The organism is Pseudomonas sp. 8 R 14, from assembly GCF_900005955.1.
Taxonomy (GTDB): Bacteria; Pseudomonadota; Gammaproteobacteria; order Pseudomonadales; family Pseudomonadaceae; genus Aquipseudomonas; species Aquipseudomonas marginalis.
On the sequence record NZ_CVTH01000027.1, the window covers coordinates 1 to 17,604 of the forward strand.

Here is a 17,604-nt window from a genome sequence, read left to right on the forward strand (position 1 = left end):
CGGCCCACGGATTCAAGCCTGCGTTCGGGCATACCGAGCCTAGGCGAGGTACCGAGTGGTGGGGCGAGAGCCTTTTGGTTACTTTTGGGCTCTTCCAAAAGTGACCCGCCGTAAGGGCGGAACCCTAAGTCGCCGTGACCGCAGCAACGGATATGTACTCCCCCAAACCCCAAAAAGCGGTCGGCCCGAAGGCCGCCACGGGCCCAAGCTCCCTCGCCACAGACCACGGAAAATTGTGTAGATATCCATGGCTATCGGGGGCAAGCCCCCTCCCACATTTTTTGCCCTGCGGTGTCCTTACAGGTCGCCGTAGCCAAGGGAGCGTAACGCACGCTCATCATCGGACCAACCACCCTTAACCTTCACCCACAGGTTAAGCATGATCTTGGAATCGAACAGCAATTCCATGTCCTTGCGCGCTTCGGTGCCGATGCGTTTGATGCGCTCGCCCTTGTCGCCGATGATGATTTTCTTCTGGCCGTCACGTTCGACGAGGATCAGCGCATGGATATGCAGGGTCTTGCCCTGCTGCTTGAACTCTTCGATTTCAACGGTGATCTGGTACGGCAGCTCGGCGCCCATCTGGCGCATGATTTTCTCACGCACCAGTTCGGCGGCGAGGAAACGGCTGCTGCGGTCGGTGATCTGGTCTTCCGGGAAGAAGTGCTCGTTCTCCGGCAGGTAGCCGGCGATCACGCGCTCCAGGGCTTCGAGGTTGTGGCCGTGCTGGGCCGAGATCGGCATGATCTGGGCGTTCGGCAGTTGCTCCTGCAGCCAGCTCAGGTGCGGCATCAGCTCGGCTTTGTCTTCGATGCGGTCGGTCTTGTTCAACGCGACGATCAAAGGGCCAGTGACGTACTGCACGCGCTCGAGGACCATCTGGTCTTCGTCGGTCCACTTGGTGCGGTCGACCACGAAGATCACCACGTCCACGTCTTTCAACGCCGCCGAGGCCGTCTTGTTCATGTAGCGGTTAAGGGCTTTCTCGCCGCCCTTGTGCATGCCCGGGGTGTCGACGTAGACCGCTTGCACGCTGCCTTCGGTCTTGATGCCCAGCATGTTGTGGCGGGTGGTCTGCGGCTTGCGCGAGGTGATTGCAAGCTTCTGGCCGAGGATATGGTTCAGCAGCGTGGACTTGCCCACGTTCGGGCGGCCGACGATGGCAACATAGCCACAGCGTGTTGCGGTTGAATCAGTCATGGCCATTCTCCACGCCCAGGGCAATCAGTGCTGCAGCGGCCGCTACCTGTTCGGCAATACGACGGCTCACACCCTGACCTCGGCTTTTTTCATTCAGTAAGGTGATTTCACATTCCACGAAGAACACGCGGCAATGGGGCTCACCCTGGATATCCACCACTTCGTAGCGTGGCAGGTCGCAACCGCGCGATTGCAGGAATTCCTGCAGTCGGGTCTTCGGATCCTTGTTGGTGTCGACCAGCGTGAGGCTTTCGATCTCGGAGGTCAGCCACGCGGTGACGCGCTCCTTGGCCGCTTCCATGCCTGCATCGAGGTAGATCGCGCCGATCAATGCCTCAAGCGCATCGGCCAGGATCGACTCACGGCGGAACCCGCCGCTCTTCAACTCACCGGAGCCGAGGCGCAGGTACTCACCCAGGCCAAAACCACGGGCCAGTACGGCCAGGGTCTCGCCCTTTACCAGGCGTGCGCGTAAACGCGACAGCTGGCCTTCACGGGCTTGGGGAAAGCGCTCGAACAGAGCTTCACCGGCGACGAAATTGAGGATGGCATCACCGAGGAATTCCAGGCGTTCGTTGTTACGCCCTGCAAAGCTGCGGTGTGTGAGGGCAAGGACCATCAATTCCTGATCCTTGAAGGTGTAGCCGAGCTGGCGCTCGAGACGACTTAGAGAAACGGTCACGGTTTACCCATATCTGTGTGGTGGCACCGGCGGCCATCGACGATTGACGCAGTGTTCAAATTCAAATCCTGGTTGGTATTGCACGGGGACGGGAAATGTCCAGGCCCCAGAAAAGCATTCGGCGCTGTGTGCACAGCGCCGCTTGTATTACTTGATCAGCCCGACCCGCGAGAAGTTCGGCAGGTGGCTGAGCTTGGGTTCCGGCCAGCTCATCCAGACCGCAAAGGCCTTGCCGACGATATTCTGGTCGGGAACCATGCCCAGCAGGTCCTTGGGAATGCTGGGGTCATCCCAGTAACGGCTGTCATTGGAGTTGTCGCGGTTGTCGCCCATCATGAAGTAGTGCCCGGCCGGCACTTTCCACTCACCATCAGGCATGGCACGGTAGCGGCTCATTTCCTTGCGGATTTCGTGCTCTACCACACCGAGTTTTTCCTGGTACAGCTCGGCACTGCCCAGGCTGTTCGGTTCGGAACCGATCAGCTTCTCGGCCACCGACTCGCCGTTGATGAACAGGCGCTTGTCGCTGGTGTAGCGAATCACGTCGCCCGGCAGGCCTACCACACGCTTGATGTAGTTGACGTTCGGGTCGCTCGGGTAGCGGAACACCATCACGTCGCCGCGCTGCGGATCACCGACTTCGATGACCTTCTTGTCGATCACCGGCAGGCGAATCCCGTAGGAGAACTTGTTCACCAGGATGAAATCGCCCACGTCCAGGGTAGGTTTCATCGAGCCCGACGGGATCTGAAACGGTTCCACCAGGAACGAGCGCAGCACCAGCACGATGAACAACACCGGGAAGAACGACTTGCCGTATTCAACCAGCAAGGGCTCTTTGTTCAGCTTCTCGATCACCATGCCATCGGGCTGGCTGACGCTGCCCTGATAGGACGCGATAGCCGCCCGCCGACGCGGGGCGAAGAACACCAGATCGAGCAACGCCAGGAGACCGCAAACGGCAACGGCGATGACCAGCAACAGCGGGAAATTTAGCGACATAGGACCTAACTATCCAACCTGAGCACCGCAAGGAAGGCTTCTTGTGGAATTTCCACGTTGCCCACTTGCTTCATGCGTTTTTTACCGGCCTTTTGCTTCTCAAGCAGCTTGCGCTTACGGCTGACGTCGCCACCGTAGCATTTGGCCAGTACGTTCTTTCTGAGTGCCTTGACGGAGGTTCGCGCAATGATCTGCCCGCCAATGGCGGCCTGGATCGCGACGTCGAACATCTGGCGCGGAATCAGTTCTTTCATCTTCTCGGTCAACTGGCGACCTTTGTAGTGCGCGTTGTCCTTGTGCACGATCAGTGCCAGGGCATCGACCTTGTCGCCGTTGATCAGCACATCCAGTTTCACCAGATTAGCCGATTGGTAACGGTCGAAATGGTAATCCAGCGAAGCATAGCCGCGACTGGTGGATTTGAGACGGTCAAAGAAGTCCAGGACCACTTCGTTCATCGGCAAATCGTAGGTCACTTGCACCTGGGTACCGAGGAACAGCATGTCGTGCTGCACGCCACGCTTTTCGATACACAGGGTAATGACGTTGCCCAGGTGTTCCTGCGGCACAAGGATATTGGCCCGCACGATCGGCTCGCGCATGTCTTCGATGGAAGACAGGTCTGGGAGCTTGGACGGGTTGTCGACGTAAATCGTTTCACCGTTTTTGAGCAGCAGCTCGAAAATAACCGTCGGCGCCGTGGTGATCAGGTCCAGGTCGTACTCGCGCTCAAGGCGCTCCTGGATGATTTCCATGTGCAGCATGCCGAGGAAGCCGCAGCGGAAGCCGAAGCCCAGGGCGTCGGAGCTTTCCGGGGTGTACTGCAACGACGAGTCGTTGAGGGTCAGCTTTTGCAGGGCTTCGCGGAAGTCTTCGAAGTCGTCGGAGCTGACCGGGAACAGGCCGGCGTAGACCTGCGGCTGGATGCGTTTGAAGCCCGGCAGCACGTCGACGTCAGGGGTGGAGCTCAAGGTCAGGGTGTCACCCACCGGCGCACCATGAATGTCCTTGATGCCGGCGATGATGAAACCTACTTCACCGGCTTTCAGATCAGTGGTCGCGGTGTGCTTGGGGTTGAATACACCGACGCTGTCCACCAGGTGGATCTTGCCGGTGGACTTGACCAGGATCTTGTCGCCCTTCTTCACACGGCCGTGGCGCACGCGTACCAGGGAGACAACCCCCAGGTAGTTGTCGAACCAGGAGTCGATGATCAACGCCTGCAGCGGATCTTCGTAGTTGCCGGTGGGGGCCGGGATAGTCTTGACCAGGCGCTCGAGCACTTCGTCGACGCCCAGGCCGGTCTTGGCGCTGCACTCGACGGCGTCGGTGGCGTCAATGCCGATGATTTTTTCGATTTCTTCTTTTACGCGGTCCGGATCGGCCTGTGGCAGGTCGATCTTGTTCAGCACCGGCATGACTTCCAGGCCTTGCTCGATGGCGGTGTAGCAGTTGGCCACGGACTGGGCTTCAACACCCTGTCCCGCGTCCACCACCAGCAGCGCACCTTCGCAGGCCGCCAGGGAGCGGCTGACTTCATAGGTGAAGTCCACGTGGCCCGGGGTGTCAATGAAGTTCAACTGGTACTTGATACCGTCTTTGGCGGTGTAGTACAGGGTAACGCTGTGGGCCTTGATGGTGATCCCGCGCTCGCGTTCGAGGTCCATGGAGTCCAGCACCTGGGCTTCCATTTCACGCTCGGCAAGGCCGCCGCACATCTGGATGAATCGATCGGCCAGCGTCGACTTACCATGGTCAATGTGGGCGATGATGGAGAAATTGCGGATATGACTCAAATCACTCACGGATCAACACTCAAAAAGGCTGCAGGCAGATTGCCCGCTGAAAAATAGCCGGGAATTGTACCTGATGCTCAGGCCGGGCGTCATCTTTGCTGACCAGAACAAAAATGCCCCACTCATCCGAGCGGGGCATTTTTTATCCAACGGTGCGGTATCAGCCGGCCCGGCGCAGCAGCCAGAACCCGGCCAGGGCGCAGATGGCCGTCGGCACCAGCACTGCAAACAGCGGCGAGAACCCGAACACCAGGCTCGACGGGCCGAGCAGATCCTGGGCGATGCGGAAGGTGAAACCGACCAGCACGCCAGTGAATACCCGCTGGCCGAGGGTCACGGAGCGCAACGGACCGAAGATGAACGAGATCGCCATCAGCACCAGTGCGGCGGTCACCACCGGCTGCAACACCTTGACCCAAAATGCCAGCCAGTAACGACCGTTATTCAAGCCTTGATCCTTCAGGTAGTGGATATAGCCCCACAACCCGGAGATCGGCAGGCTTTCGGGGATCATCACCACCGTATTGAGCAGTTCCGGCTTGAGGGCGATATCCCACTCTTCACTCGGCACATTGATCACTTCGGTGCTGGCCTTGGTGCCTTGGCCGACATTGCGGAAGTAAGTCGTGGTGACGTCGGTCAGTTGCCATTTTTCGTCGCCGTACTGCGCGCGTTTGGCGAAACTGGACGACAGCATGTGACGTTCCTTGTCGAACGTATAGCGCGTCACACCGATCAACAGCCCGCCCGGTTGCACGGCGTTGATGTGGATGAACTCATCACCCTGGCGGTGCCACAGGCCATGCTTGGCGCTTTGTGCATCGCCCGAGCCCTGGGCCAGGGCTCGATTGGCCTGGGCGGTGGTTTCGGCCGGCGGCGCTACGTACTCACCGATCAGCACGCTGCACAGCATCAGCAGCAACATAGGCTTCATGACCGCCCAGACGATACGCCCGATGGACACACCGGCGGCGCGCATGATGGTCAGTTCGCTGTTGCTGGCCAGGCTGCCCAGGCCGATCAGGCAACCGATCAGCGCGGCCATCGGCATCATGTCGTAGAGACGACGCGGCGCGGTGAGTGCCACGTAGCCGAGCACGTCCCATACGGTATAGGTGTCGCTGACGTTGCCGACTTCATCGATGAAGGCGAACAACGAGGCCAGGCCCAGGATAATGCCCAGTACCGCCAGGATGGCGATCAGGACGCTGCTACCAATGTAGCGATCGAGCTTAGCCACGAGCCAACTCCTTCTGGCCACGACGGCTCATCATTTTCAAACGAATAGGCTCCCAATACAGCAGCCCCAGGCCGATCAACAGGAACATGCCGTGCACCCACCACAGGCCCAGGACCGGCGACAGCTTGCCTTTCTCCAGGGAGCCACGGGCGGAAATCAGGATGGTGAGGTAAGCCATGTACAGCAGGATCGCCGGCAACAGCTTGAGGAAACGGCCCTGGCGCGGGTTGACACGCGACAGCGGCACGGCCATCAGGGTCACGATAAACACCAGCAGCGGCAGGGAAATCCGCCATTGCAGCTCGGCGATGGAGCGCAGTTCCTTGCTGCCGAGCAGGTCCGCCGTGGGGATGGCGTCGCGGTCGGTGACTTCGTCGCTGATATCCGGGCGGGCCAGCATCACGCCATAGGTGTCGTACTTGATCGCGCGATAGTCGGCCATGCCTGGACTGCCATCGTAGCGATAGCCATTTTCCAGGATCAGGTAGCGGCTGCCGTCAGGACGCACTTCCTGGCGGCCCGAATCGGCCACCAGTACGGAAATGCCCCGGTCTTTCTTGTCCTGGCCAAACCGTTTCTCGGAGATGAACACACCGCCCAGGTTGGCGCGGTCGTCGGTCAAGGTTTCCGTGTAAGTCACCCGCGAGCCATCATTGAGTGCCTGGAAACGGCCCGGCTCGAGGGTGTCGAACTCGGTCATCGCGTCCTGTTTGTTCAGCACCAACTGGAACTGCATCGCGCCCTGGGGAGCCAGGCTCAGGCTCAACCAGGCCACGATCAGCGCAACGCCGGCCGCCGGAATCATGGTCATGCCCAGCAGGCGCTGCTGGCTCATGCCGGTGGCCGAGAGCACGGTCATTTCACTTTCAAGGTACAAGCGGCCGTAGGCCAGCAGGATGCCGAGGAACAGGCCCAGCGGCAGGATCAGTTGCAAGAATCCCGGCAGGCGAAAGCCCATGATCAGGAACAGCGAGCCTGGGTCCAGGGCGCCGGAGGCAGCCTGGGCCAGGTATTTGACGAAACGACCACTCATGATGATGACCAGCAGGACCGCACTCACGGCACTCAGGGTCAACAGGACTTCGCGGGACAGATAACGGAAGACGATCAAACCAGACACTCCAGGGTTGTCAGGCTAAGGCGGCCAAACAAGCAAGCATACCGAGTCAGCCCGTTTGCACCGGGCCGGCTAAAAAGATGGCGCATTATCCTGTGATTGACCGCGCCTGTCACTGCGCAACCTCATGCGCAGGCACAAAGGGTTGTCAGGCTCCGTCGGCGAGGTTCAAACTGCGGCCTTTGTCGCTGGTGGTTTACACAGCCGCCACGCTTTAAAGCCTGCGTACAGACGCCAGGCTCTCAGACCTTATATAAGGGACCCGAAAATGGAATTGGTTGTAAAAAGCGTTAGCCCCGAAACGTTGAAAACCGCCACCCTCGTGGTCGCCATCGGCGAAGGCCGCAAGCTCGGCGTAGCCGCCAGGCAGCTCGACGAACTCAGCGGCGGCGCGATCAGCGCGGTTCTCAAGCGCGGCGACCTGGCCGGCAAAGTCGGCCAGAGCCTGCTGCTGCAAAGCCTGCCTAACCTGAAAGCCGACCGCGTATTGCTGGTGGGCGTGGGCAAGGACGCTGAACTGGGCGACCGTCCGTTCCGCAAGATCATCAGCGGCATCCTCAACACCCTCAAGGGCCTGGGCGGCAGCGATGCGGCACTGGCACTCGATGAAATCGTCGTAAAAGGCCGTGACAGCTACGGCAAGACCCGCCTGCTGGCCGAAACCCTGGTGGACGGCGGCTACATTTTTGATCAGTTCAAGAGCCAGAAAACCGAACCCCGCGCCCTGAAGAAAATCACCCTGCTGACCATCAAGGCCGCCCAGGCTGAAGTCGAGCGCGCCGTGACTCACGCCCAGGCCATCGCCAATGGCATGTCGTTCACCCGCGACCTGGGCAACCTGCCGCCGAACATCTGCCACCCGACCTACCTGGGCGAACAGGCCAAGGCATTGGGTAAAGAGTTCAAGGGCCTGAAAGTCGAAGTCCTGGATGAGAAGAAGATCAAGGAACTGGGCATGGGCTCGTTCTATGCCGTGGGCCAGGGCAGCGACCAACCGCCACGCCTGATCGTGATGCAATACAACGGCGGCAAGAAGTCCGAGAAGCCTTACGCCCTGGTGGGTAAAGGCATCACCTTCGACACCGGCGGTATCAGCCTCAAGCCGGGCCTGGGCATGGACGAGATGAAGTACGACATGGGCGGCGCCGCCAGCGTGTTCGGTACCCTGCGCGCCGTGCTGGAACTGAAGCTGCCGATCAACCTGGTGTGCATTCTGGCCTGCGCCGAAAACATGCCGAGCGGCGGCGCGGCCCGTCCGGGCGACATCGTCACCACCCTCAGCGGCCAGACCGTGGAAATCCTCAACACCGACGCCGAAGGCCGCCTGGTGCTGTGCGATGCCCTGACCTACGCCGAGCGCTTCAAGCCACAGGCCGTGATCGACATCGCCACCCTGACCGGCGCCTGCATCGTTGCCCTGGGTTCCCACACCTCGGGCCTGCTGGGCAATAACGACGAGTTGATCGAGCAACTGCTCAGCGCCGGCAAGGCCGCCGACGACCGCGCCTGGCAACTGCCGCTGTTCGATGAGTACCAGGAACAGCTGGACAGCCCGTTCGCCGACATCGCCAACATCGGCGGCCCGAAAGCCGGCACCATCACGGCTGCGTGTTTCCTGTCGCGCTTCGCCAAGAACTTCAACTGGGCGCACCTGGACATCGCCGGCACGGCCTGGACCAGCGGCGGCAAGGACAAGGGCGCCACCGGCCGTCCGGTGCCATTGCTGACCCAATACCTGCTGGACCGCGCCAAAGCCTAAACACCTGCCCAGCTGCCTGCCGCGGTCAACTGTAGGAGCGAGCTTGCTCGCGAAGAGCGTCAACGATAACGCGTTCATCTTGGATGAACGCATTGTTCTCAGGTTCTTCGCGAGCAAGCTCGCTCCTACATTATGACGGCGGCAGGCGCGGCAGCCCAGGAACCGCAATGACCCAAGTCGACTTCTATATATTGCCCAGCGCCGATCCGCTCGCGCGCCTGGACTTCGCCTGCAAGCTCACCGAAAAAGCCTGGCGCATGGGCCACCGCATCTACCTGCATTGCAGCGATGCCGCCCAACGCGACGAGCTCGACGCCCGCCTGTGGCGTTTCAAGGGCGAAAGCTTCGTGCCCCACGGCCCCGCAGAATCAGAACCCGAAGGCCAGGTTGTCCTGGGTTTGGGGGACAGTTGCGGCAATCACCAGGACCTGCTGGTCAACCTGGACCTGAAAGTACCGCCTTTTGCCAAGGCCTTCGCCCGTGTGGCGGAAGTGGTGGTGGAAGATCCGGCTATTCGTCAGGCCGCGCGGGAGAGTTTCCGTTTCTACCGCGAACAGGGCTATCCTTTGCAAGATCACCGGCTACAACGACTTTGAGTACATGATGGACACTCCCAACCCGACAAAAAAAGATGACCACCTGCTGGACGACCTCGAGTCGATCCGTCAGTTGCTGGGTGATGATGACTTGCAACCGCCGCTATTGACCGAACAGGCCGATGGCGAGGTACAGATTCCGCTGTTGTTCGACATGGTCGGCGGCAAGCAGGTCGCCCCGGAACCGGTTGTCGAAGCCCCCGTTGTGGTGGACGCTGCCCCTGCTGCGGCTGAAAAGGGCCCCGACGCCCTGCTGCTGCACCTGGACAACGAACTGCGTGCCGCTGCGCAATTGATCATGCAAGACGTGATCGACGACTTTGCCCCCCATATCGAAACCGAGATCAAGCGCCGGATGGATGCGCGGATGGAGCGGCTGCTCAGCCAGTACCAGTCTTAAACCGTCCATAGATCCCCTGTGGGAGGTGGCAAACTCCTCCCACATTTGATTGCCTGCACCTTAAGCCCGCCTTCGCCTCGCCCTGCGCCCTATCCCCCGTTATACTTGCCGGCTTTCCTGAATATATGCCAACTAGGGTCCCGCCGCGCATGGATAAGACCTACCAGCCGCACGCTATTGAAACTTCCTGGTACAACACCTGGGAGTCCGAGAACTATTTCGCTCCGCAAGGCGCGGGCGAGTCCTACACCATCATGATTCCGCCACCGAACGTCACTGGCAGCCTGCACATGGGCCATGGCTTCAACAATGCGATCATGGATGCGTTGATCCGTTTCCGCCGCATGCAGGGCCGCAACACCCTGTGGCAGCCGGGTACCGACCACGCCGGTATCGCCACCCAGATGCTGGTGGAGCGCCAACTCGAAGCCACTGGCCAGAACCGTCACGATCTGGGTCGCGAGAAATTCCTGGAAAAAATCTGGGAATGGAAAGACCAGTCCGGCGGCAACATCAGCCGTCAGATCCGTCGCCTCGGCTCGTCCGTGGATTGGAGCCGCGAGCGCTTCACCATGGATGACGGCCTGTCGGAATCGGTGAAAGAAGCCTTCGTGCGCTTGCATGAAGACGGCCTGATCTACCGCGGCAAGCGCCTGGTCAACTGGGACACCAAGTTGCACACGGCGATTTCCGACCTTGAAGTGGAAAACCACGACGAGAAAGGTTTCCTGTGGAACCTCAAGTACCCGCTGGCCGACGGCGCCAGGACCGCTGAGGGCAACGATTACCTGATCGTCGCCACCACCCGTCCGGAAACCATGCTTGGCGACGCCGCCGTCGCGGTCAACCCGAACGACGAGCGCTACCAGGCACTGATCGGCAAGTTCGTCGAGTTGCCGCTGGTAGGCCGCCGCATCCCGATCATCGCCGACGATTACTGCGACCCTGAATTCGGCACCGGCTGCGTGAAAATCACCCCGGCCCACGATTTCAACGACTACGAAGTCGGCAAGCGCCACAACCTGCCGTTGTTGAATATCTTCGACAAGAATGCCGCCGTGCTGCCGGCCTGCCAGGTGTTCAACCTGGACGGTACGCTGAACGGCAGCATCGACGGCAAGATCCCGGCCGAATACGCCGGCCTTGACCGTTTCGAAGCGCGCAAGCAGATCGTTGCTGCCTTCGACGCTGCAGGCCTGCTGGTCAGCGTCGACGACCACGCCCTGAAAGTGCCGAAGGGCGACCGCTCCGGCACCGTGATCGAACCGTGGCTGACCGACCAGTGGTACGTGTCCACCAAGCCACTGGCCGAGCCGGCGATTGCTGCCGTGGAAGACGGCCGTATCCAGTTCGTGCCCAAGCAGTACGAAAACATGTACTTCTCGTGGATGCGCGACATCCAGGATTGGTGCATCAGCCGCCAGCTGTGGTGGGGCCACCGTATTCCGGCCTGGTACGACGAGTCGGGCAAGGTCTACGTGGGCCGCGACGAAGCCGAAGTACGTGCCAAGCACAATCTCGGCCCGGACGTGGCGTTGCAACAGGACAACGACGTACTCGACACCTGGTTCAGCTCGGGCCTGTGGACGTTCTCCACCCTGGGCTGGCCGCAGCAGACCGAATTCCTGAAGAAATTCCACTCCACCGACGTGCTGGTCACCGGCTTCGACATCATTTTCTTCTGGGTTGCCCGGATGATCATGCTCACCATGCACTTGGTGAAGAACGAGGACGGCACGCCGCAGGTACCGTTCAAGACCGTGTACGTGCACGGCCTGGTGCGGGATGGCCAGGGCCAGAAGATGTCCAAGTCCAAGGGCAACGTCCTCGACCCGCTGGACATCATCGACGGCATCGACCTGGAAACCCTGGTGCAGAAACGCACCTCGGGGCTGATGCAGCCGAAACTGGCGAAGAAGATCGAGAAGCAGACCCGCGACGAATTCGCCGACGGCATTGCCAGCTACGGCACCGATGCGCTGCGCTTCACCTTCTGCTCGCTGGCGTCCACCGGGCGCGACATCAAGTTCGACATGGGCCGCGTCGAAGGCTATCGCAACTTCTGCAACAAGATCTGGAACGCCGCGCGCTACGTGCTGGACAAAGGCGAAGACTGCGGCCAGAACGGCGAGGCCATCGAACTTAGCCTGGCCGACCGCTGGATCATCTCGCAGCTGCAGCGCACCGAGGCCGAAGTGACCCGTCAACTCGACCAGTTCCGTTTCGACCTGGCCGCACAGGCCTTGTACGAGTTTATCTGGAACCAGTATTGCGACTGGTACCTGGAACTGTCCAAGCCCGTGCTGTGGGACGAAAACGCGCCGATCGAACGTCAGCGCGGCACCCGTCACACCCTGGTACGCGTGCTCGAAGTCGCCCTGCGCCTGGCGCATCCGTTCATGCCGTTCATCACCGAAGAAATCTGGCAGCGCCTCGCGCCGCTGGCCGGCAAAGACGGCAAGACCATCATGCTGCAACCTTGGCCGGTGGCCAACGAAGCACGTATCGATGAGGCGGCCGAAAGCGACATCGAATGGCTCAAGACCCTGATGCTCGGCACGCGCAACATCCGCGCCGAAATGAACATCGGCCCGGGCAAGCCACTGGCGGTATTCGTGAAGAACGCCAGCGCCGAAGACCAGCGTCGTCTCACCGAGAACGATGCGCTGCTCAAGAAGCTGGCGAAGCTGGAATCGATCACCGTATTGGCGGATGGCGCCGAAGCGCCACTGTCAGCGACCGCGCTGGTCGGCGAGATGGAAGTGCTGGTGCCGATGGCCGGCTTGATCGACAAGGGCGCGGAACTGGCCCGTCTCGACAAGGAAATCCTGCGCCTGCAAGGTGAAGTGGCGCGGGTGGGCGGCAAGCTGTCCAACGCGGCATTCGTCGACAAGGCACCGGCTGAAGTGATCGATAAGGAACGCGCCAAGCTGGCCGAGGCCGAACAGGCTTTGGGCAAGCTGGCGGAGCAACATGCGCGGATTTCCAGCCTCTAAGGGGCAATCCGTGTGAAAAAAGAGACCTTCGGGTCTCTTTTTTTGTGCTTGCGGTCAATGTGGGAGGGGGCTTGCTCCCACATTTGACCGAGTTATCCTCGGGAATGTGTGACAATGGCCGCCACTTTGAGCCAACACCAGAATCATCATGACCGCCCCCACTACGCCCAAACCTCCACGCAAGAAGCCTAAGACCGCAGCCACGGCCAAACCCGTCGCGCCGCGCAAAGAGGCTACCCTGCACCCACGCAACCGCCACACAGGCCGTTACGACTTCCAGGCGTTGATCAAGACCACGCCGGAACTGGCGCAATTCGTGATCATCAACCCCTATGGCAAAGAGAGCATCGACTTCGCCAGCCCGGACGCGGTGCGGGTGTTCAACCGGGCGTTGCTCAAGGCCTTCTATGGCATCCAGCATTGGGACATCCCGGCGGATTACCTGTGCCCGCCGGTACCGGGACGTGCCGACTACGTGCACTTCCTCGCCGACCTGCTGGCCAGTGTCAACGAGGGCAAGATCCCGCGCGGTTCAATCGTCAAGGTGCTGGACATCGGCATGGGCGCCAACTGCGTCTACCCGCTGATTGGCTATATGGAGTACCGCTGGAACTTCCTCGGCTCGGAGGTCGACCCTATCGCCGTGGCCGCCGCCAAGGCCATCGTGCAGTCCAACGACCTGAGCAAGGTCATCCAGTTGCGCCAGCAGGAAAACCCCAAGCACATCCTGCTGGGCCTGCTGGAGCCGGGTGAGCGTTTTGACCTGACCATGTGCAACCCACCGTTCCATGCGTCCATGGACGAAGCCACCAAGGGCAGCGAGCGCAAGTGGCGCGCCCTGGGCCGGGCCGATCCCAAGCGCAAATTGCCGGTGCTCAACTTCGGAGGCCAATCGGCCGAGTTGTGGTGTGAAGGCGGTGAAGCGCGCTTCGTGACGCAATTGATCGCCGAGAGTGCGCACTTTGCCCACAAGGTGTTGTGGTTCAGCACCCTGGTGTCAAAAGCGTCAAACTTGCCCGCGATCGAGACCGCCCTGAAAAAAGCCGGCGTGCTGGAAAGCCAGGTGGTGGAAATGTCCCAGGGTCAGAAGCAGAGCCGTTTCGTGGCCTGGACCTTCCAGACCAAGAACGAACAGCAGATCTGGCGCCAGCGCTGGGTGCGATAGAGACAAATCCCAGGCAACAAAAAACCGTGCCCGGATCGCTCCGGAGCACGGTTTTTTTTGCTGCGTCTTACTTGTTAACAGCGTCGGTCAGGCCTTTGGCCACAACCAGCTTGATAACTTTCTTGGCAGCGATTTCGATGGCAGCGCCAGTCGAAGGGTTACGGCCAGTACGGGCAGGACGCTCGGTCACTTTCAGTTTGCCAACGCCTGGCAGAGTGATTTCGCCGCCGTTTTCCAGCTGGTCAGCAACAACTTGGCTCAGTTGGTCCAGCAGAGCGCGCACGGTGGTTTTCGGTGCGTCTACTGCTTCAGCCAGGTCAGCGATCAGTTGGTCTTTAGTAATAGCCATTGTGGTGTTCCTTCCCTATCAAATTCATATGGATTGCAGAGTGCAGTGTCAGCCGTCGAGCCCGACCGTCATGGCCTGGCACCCCCGGCTATAACCACGGAGATCGGGGTTATAGATGCTTGAAACGGGGATTGGTTCGACCTGACAGATGCTGAATGCACGCTTATCGCCGAGACTTGGCGTAAGACGGGGCAAAACTAGCACAGAGACGGGGAAATATCCGCCTCTACCTACCCATTTGGTCAGCTTTATCGCTCTAAACCGTGAAAAAAAGGCATATGCCTCGTCCGAGAGCACCCAAAATGCCCTTCGACGCGTGTCTTGACCAATGGGTGCGGTACACTGGGCGACTTTTCGGGGAGGCCGACCGCTCCCCTTCAACCAGCCGAGAAGCCCATGCCGATCCGTCATTGCATCGTCCACCTGATAGACAAAAAACCCGACGGCACACCTGCAGTTCTCCACGCCCGCGACTCCGAGCTTGCCGAGTCGGCCGCCATCGAGAACATGCTTGCCGATCTCAACGAGAGCTACAACGCCAAACAAGGCAAGGCCTGGGGTTTCTTCCATGCCGAATCCGGCGCGCACCCGTTCAGCGGCTGGTTGAAGGAATATTTCGAGGGTGGCCAGGATTTCACCACGTTCAGCCGCACCGCCGTCGAACATCTGCAAAAACTGATGGAAGAGTCCAACCTCTCCACCGGCGGCCACGTGCTGTTTGCCCACTACCAGCAAGGCATGACCGACTACCTCGCCATCGCCCTGCTGCACCACAGCGAAGGCGTGGCGGTAACCGACGAGCTGGACGTCACCCCGTCGCGCCATCTGGACCTGGGCCAGTTGCACCTGGCAGCGCGTATCAACGTGTCCGAGTGGCAGAACAACAAGCAGTCCAAGCAGTACATCTCGTTTATCAAAGGCAAGAACGGCAAGAAGGTCTCGGAATACTTCCGCGACTTCATCGGCTGCCAGGAAGGCGTCGATGGCCCGGGCGAGACGCGCACCCTGCTCAAGGCCTTCAGCGACTTCGTCGAAAGCGAAGACCTGCCGGACGAATCCGCCCGCGAAAAAACCAAGACTCTGGTCGATTACGCCAGCAGCCAGGCCAAGCTCGGCGAGCCCATGGGCCTTGAAGAGCTGTCGGGCTTGATCGATGAAGATCGGCCCAAGGCGTTCTACGACCATATCCGCAACAAGGACTACGGCCTGTCGCCGGAAATCCCGGCGGATAAACGCACCCTCAACCAGTTCCGCCGCTTCACCGGGCGCGCCGAGGGCTTGTCCATCAGCTTTGAAGCACACTTGCTGGGCGACAAGATCGAGTACGACGAGGCCGCCGGCACCTTGATCATCAAGGGCCTGCCGACCCAACTGACCGACCAGCTCAAGCGCCGCAACTGATGCTCGGCGGGGTCCTCAAGAAAGTCCTGCTGGTGTTGCTGGTGGTGGTGGTTATCCAGAACTGGGGCAAGATCGAGCGGCTGTTCAACCCCTCCCAGGTGGTCCCGGAGCAGACGCGAGCCTCGGCGCGGGTGGTGCTGTATGCCACCGAGTGGTGCGGCTACTGCAAGCAGATCCGCCGCTTCCTGGACCAGAAGGGCATTCCGTACCAGGCCGTCGATATCGAGAAGGACGCCCAGGCGCGCAAGGCGTATGAGGCGCTGGGTGGTGGCGGGATTCCGTTTGTGGACGTTAACGGGACGCTGATTCGCGACTACAACCCTGACGCGATCATGGCCGCGCTGAAATAATCAGCGCACCACGATTACCCGCCCCAACAGGCTGTGCTGCTCGAACCCCAATACCGCTTGCAAGGCGTTGAGTACCGCCTGCGGGTCTTTGCTCGGGAAGCTGCCGCTGACGCGCTTGGCACCCATCTCTTCGTTGAGCAGCAGGATGCGGCCAGGGTAGTAACGCCCCAAGTCCTTGACCACCTCCGCCAGCGGCGCCTTGTAGTAGTTGAGCCAGCCATCCCGCCAGGCCAGGCGGGATTCGCTGTCGACCGCGTGCAAGGGATCGGCGCTGCCATCGGCGTAGGCCACTTGCTGGCCCGCCGTCAGAATTTGCTGCGGGCCCTGTTTCGACGCGGTCACGCCCACCCGTCCCGACAACACCGTCACCTCGGCCCCCGCCGGTTGCAGGCGCACTTCGAACTGCGTCCCCAGCACCCGCGCTTCGCCGCCGCCCGCCTCGACCACAAAGGACTCGCCGGTGTGGGTGACGCTGAAAAAACCTGCACCGCGACGCAATTGGATATGCCGCTCACCGTCGCTGAAGTCCACGGCAATGGCGCTGTCCGCATCCAGCGTGACCCGGGATTGATCGGCCAGGGTGACGGTCTTCACTTCTCCCGGTGCGCTCACGTAATCGGCGCCGAAGTCATCGATCCACCGCGAAGGCTGCCAACCGGCGCCCATGGACACCATCAACACCAGGCACGCCGCCATGGCTAATGCGCCGGACCAGCGCACCACCCGCGAGCGCGTCGGGGTGTTCATCGCATTGAGGTAACCCTGCAATGCCAGCGCGTCTTCATCCGCCAGTTGGCGTGCCGGCACTTCGCTCAACTCCCAGAGCACCTGGGCCTGGGCATAGGCTTCGACGTGCGCAGAATCTGCCCTTAGCCAGCGGCTGAACGTGGCCTGGTCGCCACTGCTGGGCTGGTCGTGCAACAGGCTCAGCCAGGCCAGTGCGGCTTGTTCCTGGTCAGGTGTGGGGGTCGGATTCACGGTGCTTTCCCTGGCGTGCGCGATGGCGATGGTTCGCGAAGGCTGGCTTTGCAGGCTTCGAGGGCACGCATCATATGTTTTTCCACGGCGCTTTGGGACAGGCCCATGGCCTTGGCGATTTGCGCGTACTTGCGCCCGTGAATGCGGTTGAGCAGGAAGATCTGCCGGGTGCGCTCCGGCAGGCTGCGCAGGGCGGCTTCGACATGCCGCAGGTCGTTGCCCGCCTCGAGCGCCGCCTGGGGTTCGGAGCCCTGGTTATCCTGCTGTTCCGGCAGCCAGCCTTCACTGCTGCGCACCCGCGCGCCTTCGCTGCGCAGGTGGTCGATGGCGATATTGCCGGCGCAGCGCAACAGGTAGGTGCTGAGTTCTTCGACCTGCACCAATGGCCGACGCCAAAACCGCAGGAACAGGTCCTGCACCAGGTCGGCCGCCGTGGCGCGGCACCCGACACGGCGGCTCACCAACGCTTCCATCTGCGAACGCTGGGACAAGAACACCTGCAGGAAATGCGCGCGCCCACCCGCCGCGTCAGCCTGGGGGCTGTCCTGGGAATCGGGTGGGGTGCCGATCATC

16 protein-coding genes are annotated in these 17,604 nt (G+C 60.9%); 7 read left to right on the forward strand and 9 right to left on the reverse strand.

Going from position 1 to position 17,604, the window contains the following annotated elements; all coding sequences use genetic code 11:
• Positions 1-297: 297 nt before the first annotated feature.
• From era to lptF, 6 genes are all read right to left on the reverse strand, one after another.
• Entirely contained in the window at positions 298-1,200 is a 903-nt protein-coding gene (era, locus tag BFQ01_RS03040) for a GTPase Era (RefSeq protein WP_027604661.1), read from the reverse strand.
• Entirely contained in the window at positions 1,193-1,882 is a 690-nt protein-coding gene (gene rnc, locus BFQ01_RS03045) for a ribonuclease III (protein ID WP_027604662.1), read from the reverse strand. Before rnc ends, era begins: the two co-directional genes overlap by 8 nt.
• 147 nt (positions 1,883-2,029) lie before the next feature.
• The gene (lepB, locus tag BFQ01_RS03050; RefSeq protein WP_065924179.1) at positions 2,030-2,884 is read right to left on the reverse strand and encodes a signal peptidase I; all 855 of its coding nucleotides are present in this window, start codon (positions 2,882-2,884) and stop codon (positions 2,030-2,032) included.
• 5 nt (positions 2,885-2,889) lie between these two features.
• Positions 2,890-4,689 carry a translation elongation factor 4 gene (gene lepA / locus BFQ01_RS03055; protein WP_027604664.1) on the reverse strand — a complete coding sequence of 600 codons (1,800 nt, stop codon included), beginning with the start codon at positions 4,687-4,689 and terminating at the stop codon, positions 2,890-2,892.
• A gap of 151 nt (positions 4,690-4,840) precedes the next feature.
• Positions 4,841-5,920 carry an LPS export ABC transporter permease LptG gene (lptG, locus tag BFQ01_RS03060; protein ID WP_065924180.1) on the reverse strand — a complete coding sequence of 360 codons (1,080 nt, stop codon included), beginning with the start codon at positions 5,918-5,920 and terminating at the stop codon, positions 4,841-4,843.
• Entirely contained in the window at positions 5,913-7,031 is a 1,119-nt protein-coding gene (gene lptF / locus BFQ01_RS03065) for an LPS export ABC transporter permease LptF (protein WP_065924181.1), read from the reverse strand. Before lptF ends, lptG begins: the two co-directional genes overlap by 8 nt.
• A 274-nt stretch (positions 7,032-7,305) precedes the next feature.
• Here lptF and BFQ01_RS03070 point away from each other — a divergent pair, with 274 nt between their 5' ends.
• The 5 genes from BFQ01_RS03070 (at position 7,306) to rlmF (ending at position 13,953) form a co-directional block, all read left to right on the forward strand.
• Positions 7,306-8,796, forward strand: a complete 1,491-nt coding sequence (locus BFQ01_RS03070) for a leucyl aminopeptidase (protein WP_065924182.1) — start codon at positions 7,306-7,308, stop codon at positions 8,794-8,796.
• A 167-nt stretch (positions 8,797-8,963) separates the two neighbouring features.
• Positions 8,964-9,392, forward strand: coding sequence for a DNA polymerase III subunit chi (locus BFQ01_RS03075; protein ID WP_027604668.1), 429 nt, complete (start codon positions 8,964-8,966; stop codon positions 9,390-9,392).
• Between the two features lie 7 nt (positions 9,393-9,399).
• The gene (locus tag BFQ01_RS03080) at positions 9,400-9,792 is read left to right on the forward strand and encodes a DNA polymerase III subunit chi (protein WP_065924183.1); all 393 of its coding nucleotides are present in this window, start codon (positions 9,400-9,402) and stop codon (positions 9,790-9,792) included.
• Between the two features lie 149 nt (positions 9,793-9,941).
• Positions 9,942-12,788 (forward strand): valine--tRNA ligase, encoded by a 2,847-nt coding sequence (locus BFQ01_RS03085; protein ID WP_065924184.1) that lies wholly within the window; start codon positions 9,942-9,944, stop codon positions 12,786-12,788.
• A gap of 148 nt (positions 12,789-12,936) precedes the next feature.
• The gene (rlmF, locus tag BFQ01_RS03090; protein WP_027604671.1) at positions 12,937-13,953 is read left to right on the forward strand and encodes a 23S rRNA (adenine(1618)-N(6))-methyltransferase RlmF; all 1,017 of its coding nucleotides are present in this window, start codon (positions 12,937-12,939) and stop codon (positions 13,951-13,953) included.
• Between the two features lie 67 nt (positions 13,954-14,020).
• Here the strand turns inward: rlmF and BFQ01_RS03095 are convergent, their stop codons facing one another.
• Positions 14,021-14,302: an HU family DNA-binding protein gene (locus BFQ01_RS03095; RefSeq protein WP_003188840.1), complete on the reverse strand. Its 282-nt coding sequence runs from the start codon at positions 14,300-14,302 to the stop codon at positions 14,021-14,023.
• Positions 14,303-14,698: 396 nt separating this feature from the next.
• On the opposite strand from BFQ01_RS03095, the gene yejK reads away from it, so the two are divergent.
• On the forward strand, positions 14,699-15,703 hold the full coding sequence (gene yejK, locus BFQ01_RS03100; RefSeq protein ID WP_012722392.1) for a nucleoid-associated protein YejK: 1,005 nt from the start codon (positions 14,699-14,701) through the stop codon (positions 15,701-15,703).
• Entirely contained in the window at positions 15,703-16,053 is a 351-nt protein-coding gene (locus BFQ01_RS03105; RefSeq protein WP_065924185.1) for a glutaredoxin family protein, read from the forward strand. Before yejK ends, BFQ01_RS03105 begins: the two co-directional genes overlap by 1 nt.
• On the opposite strand, the gene BFQ01_RS03110 is transcribed toward BFQ01_RS03105, so the two are convergent.
• Positions 16,054-17,031 (reverse strand): FecR family protein, encoded by a 978-nt coding sequence (locus tag BFQ01_RS03110; RefSeq protein ID WP_065924186.1) that lies wholly within the window; start codon positions 17,029-17,031, stop codon positions 16,054-16,056.
• Positions 17,028-17,603 (reverse strand): RNA polymerase sigma factor, encoded by a 576-nt coding sequence (locus BFQ01_RS03115; protein WP_370671243.1) that lies wholly within the window; start codon positions 17,601-17,603, stop codon positions 17,028-17,030. Before BFQ01_RS03115 ends, BFQ01_RS03110 begins: the two co-directional genes overlap by 4 nt.
• Position 17,604 lies beyond the last annotated feature (1 nt).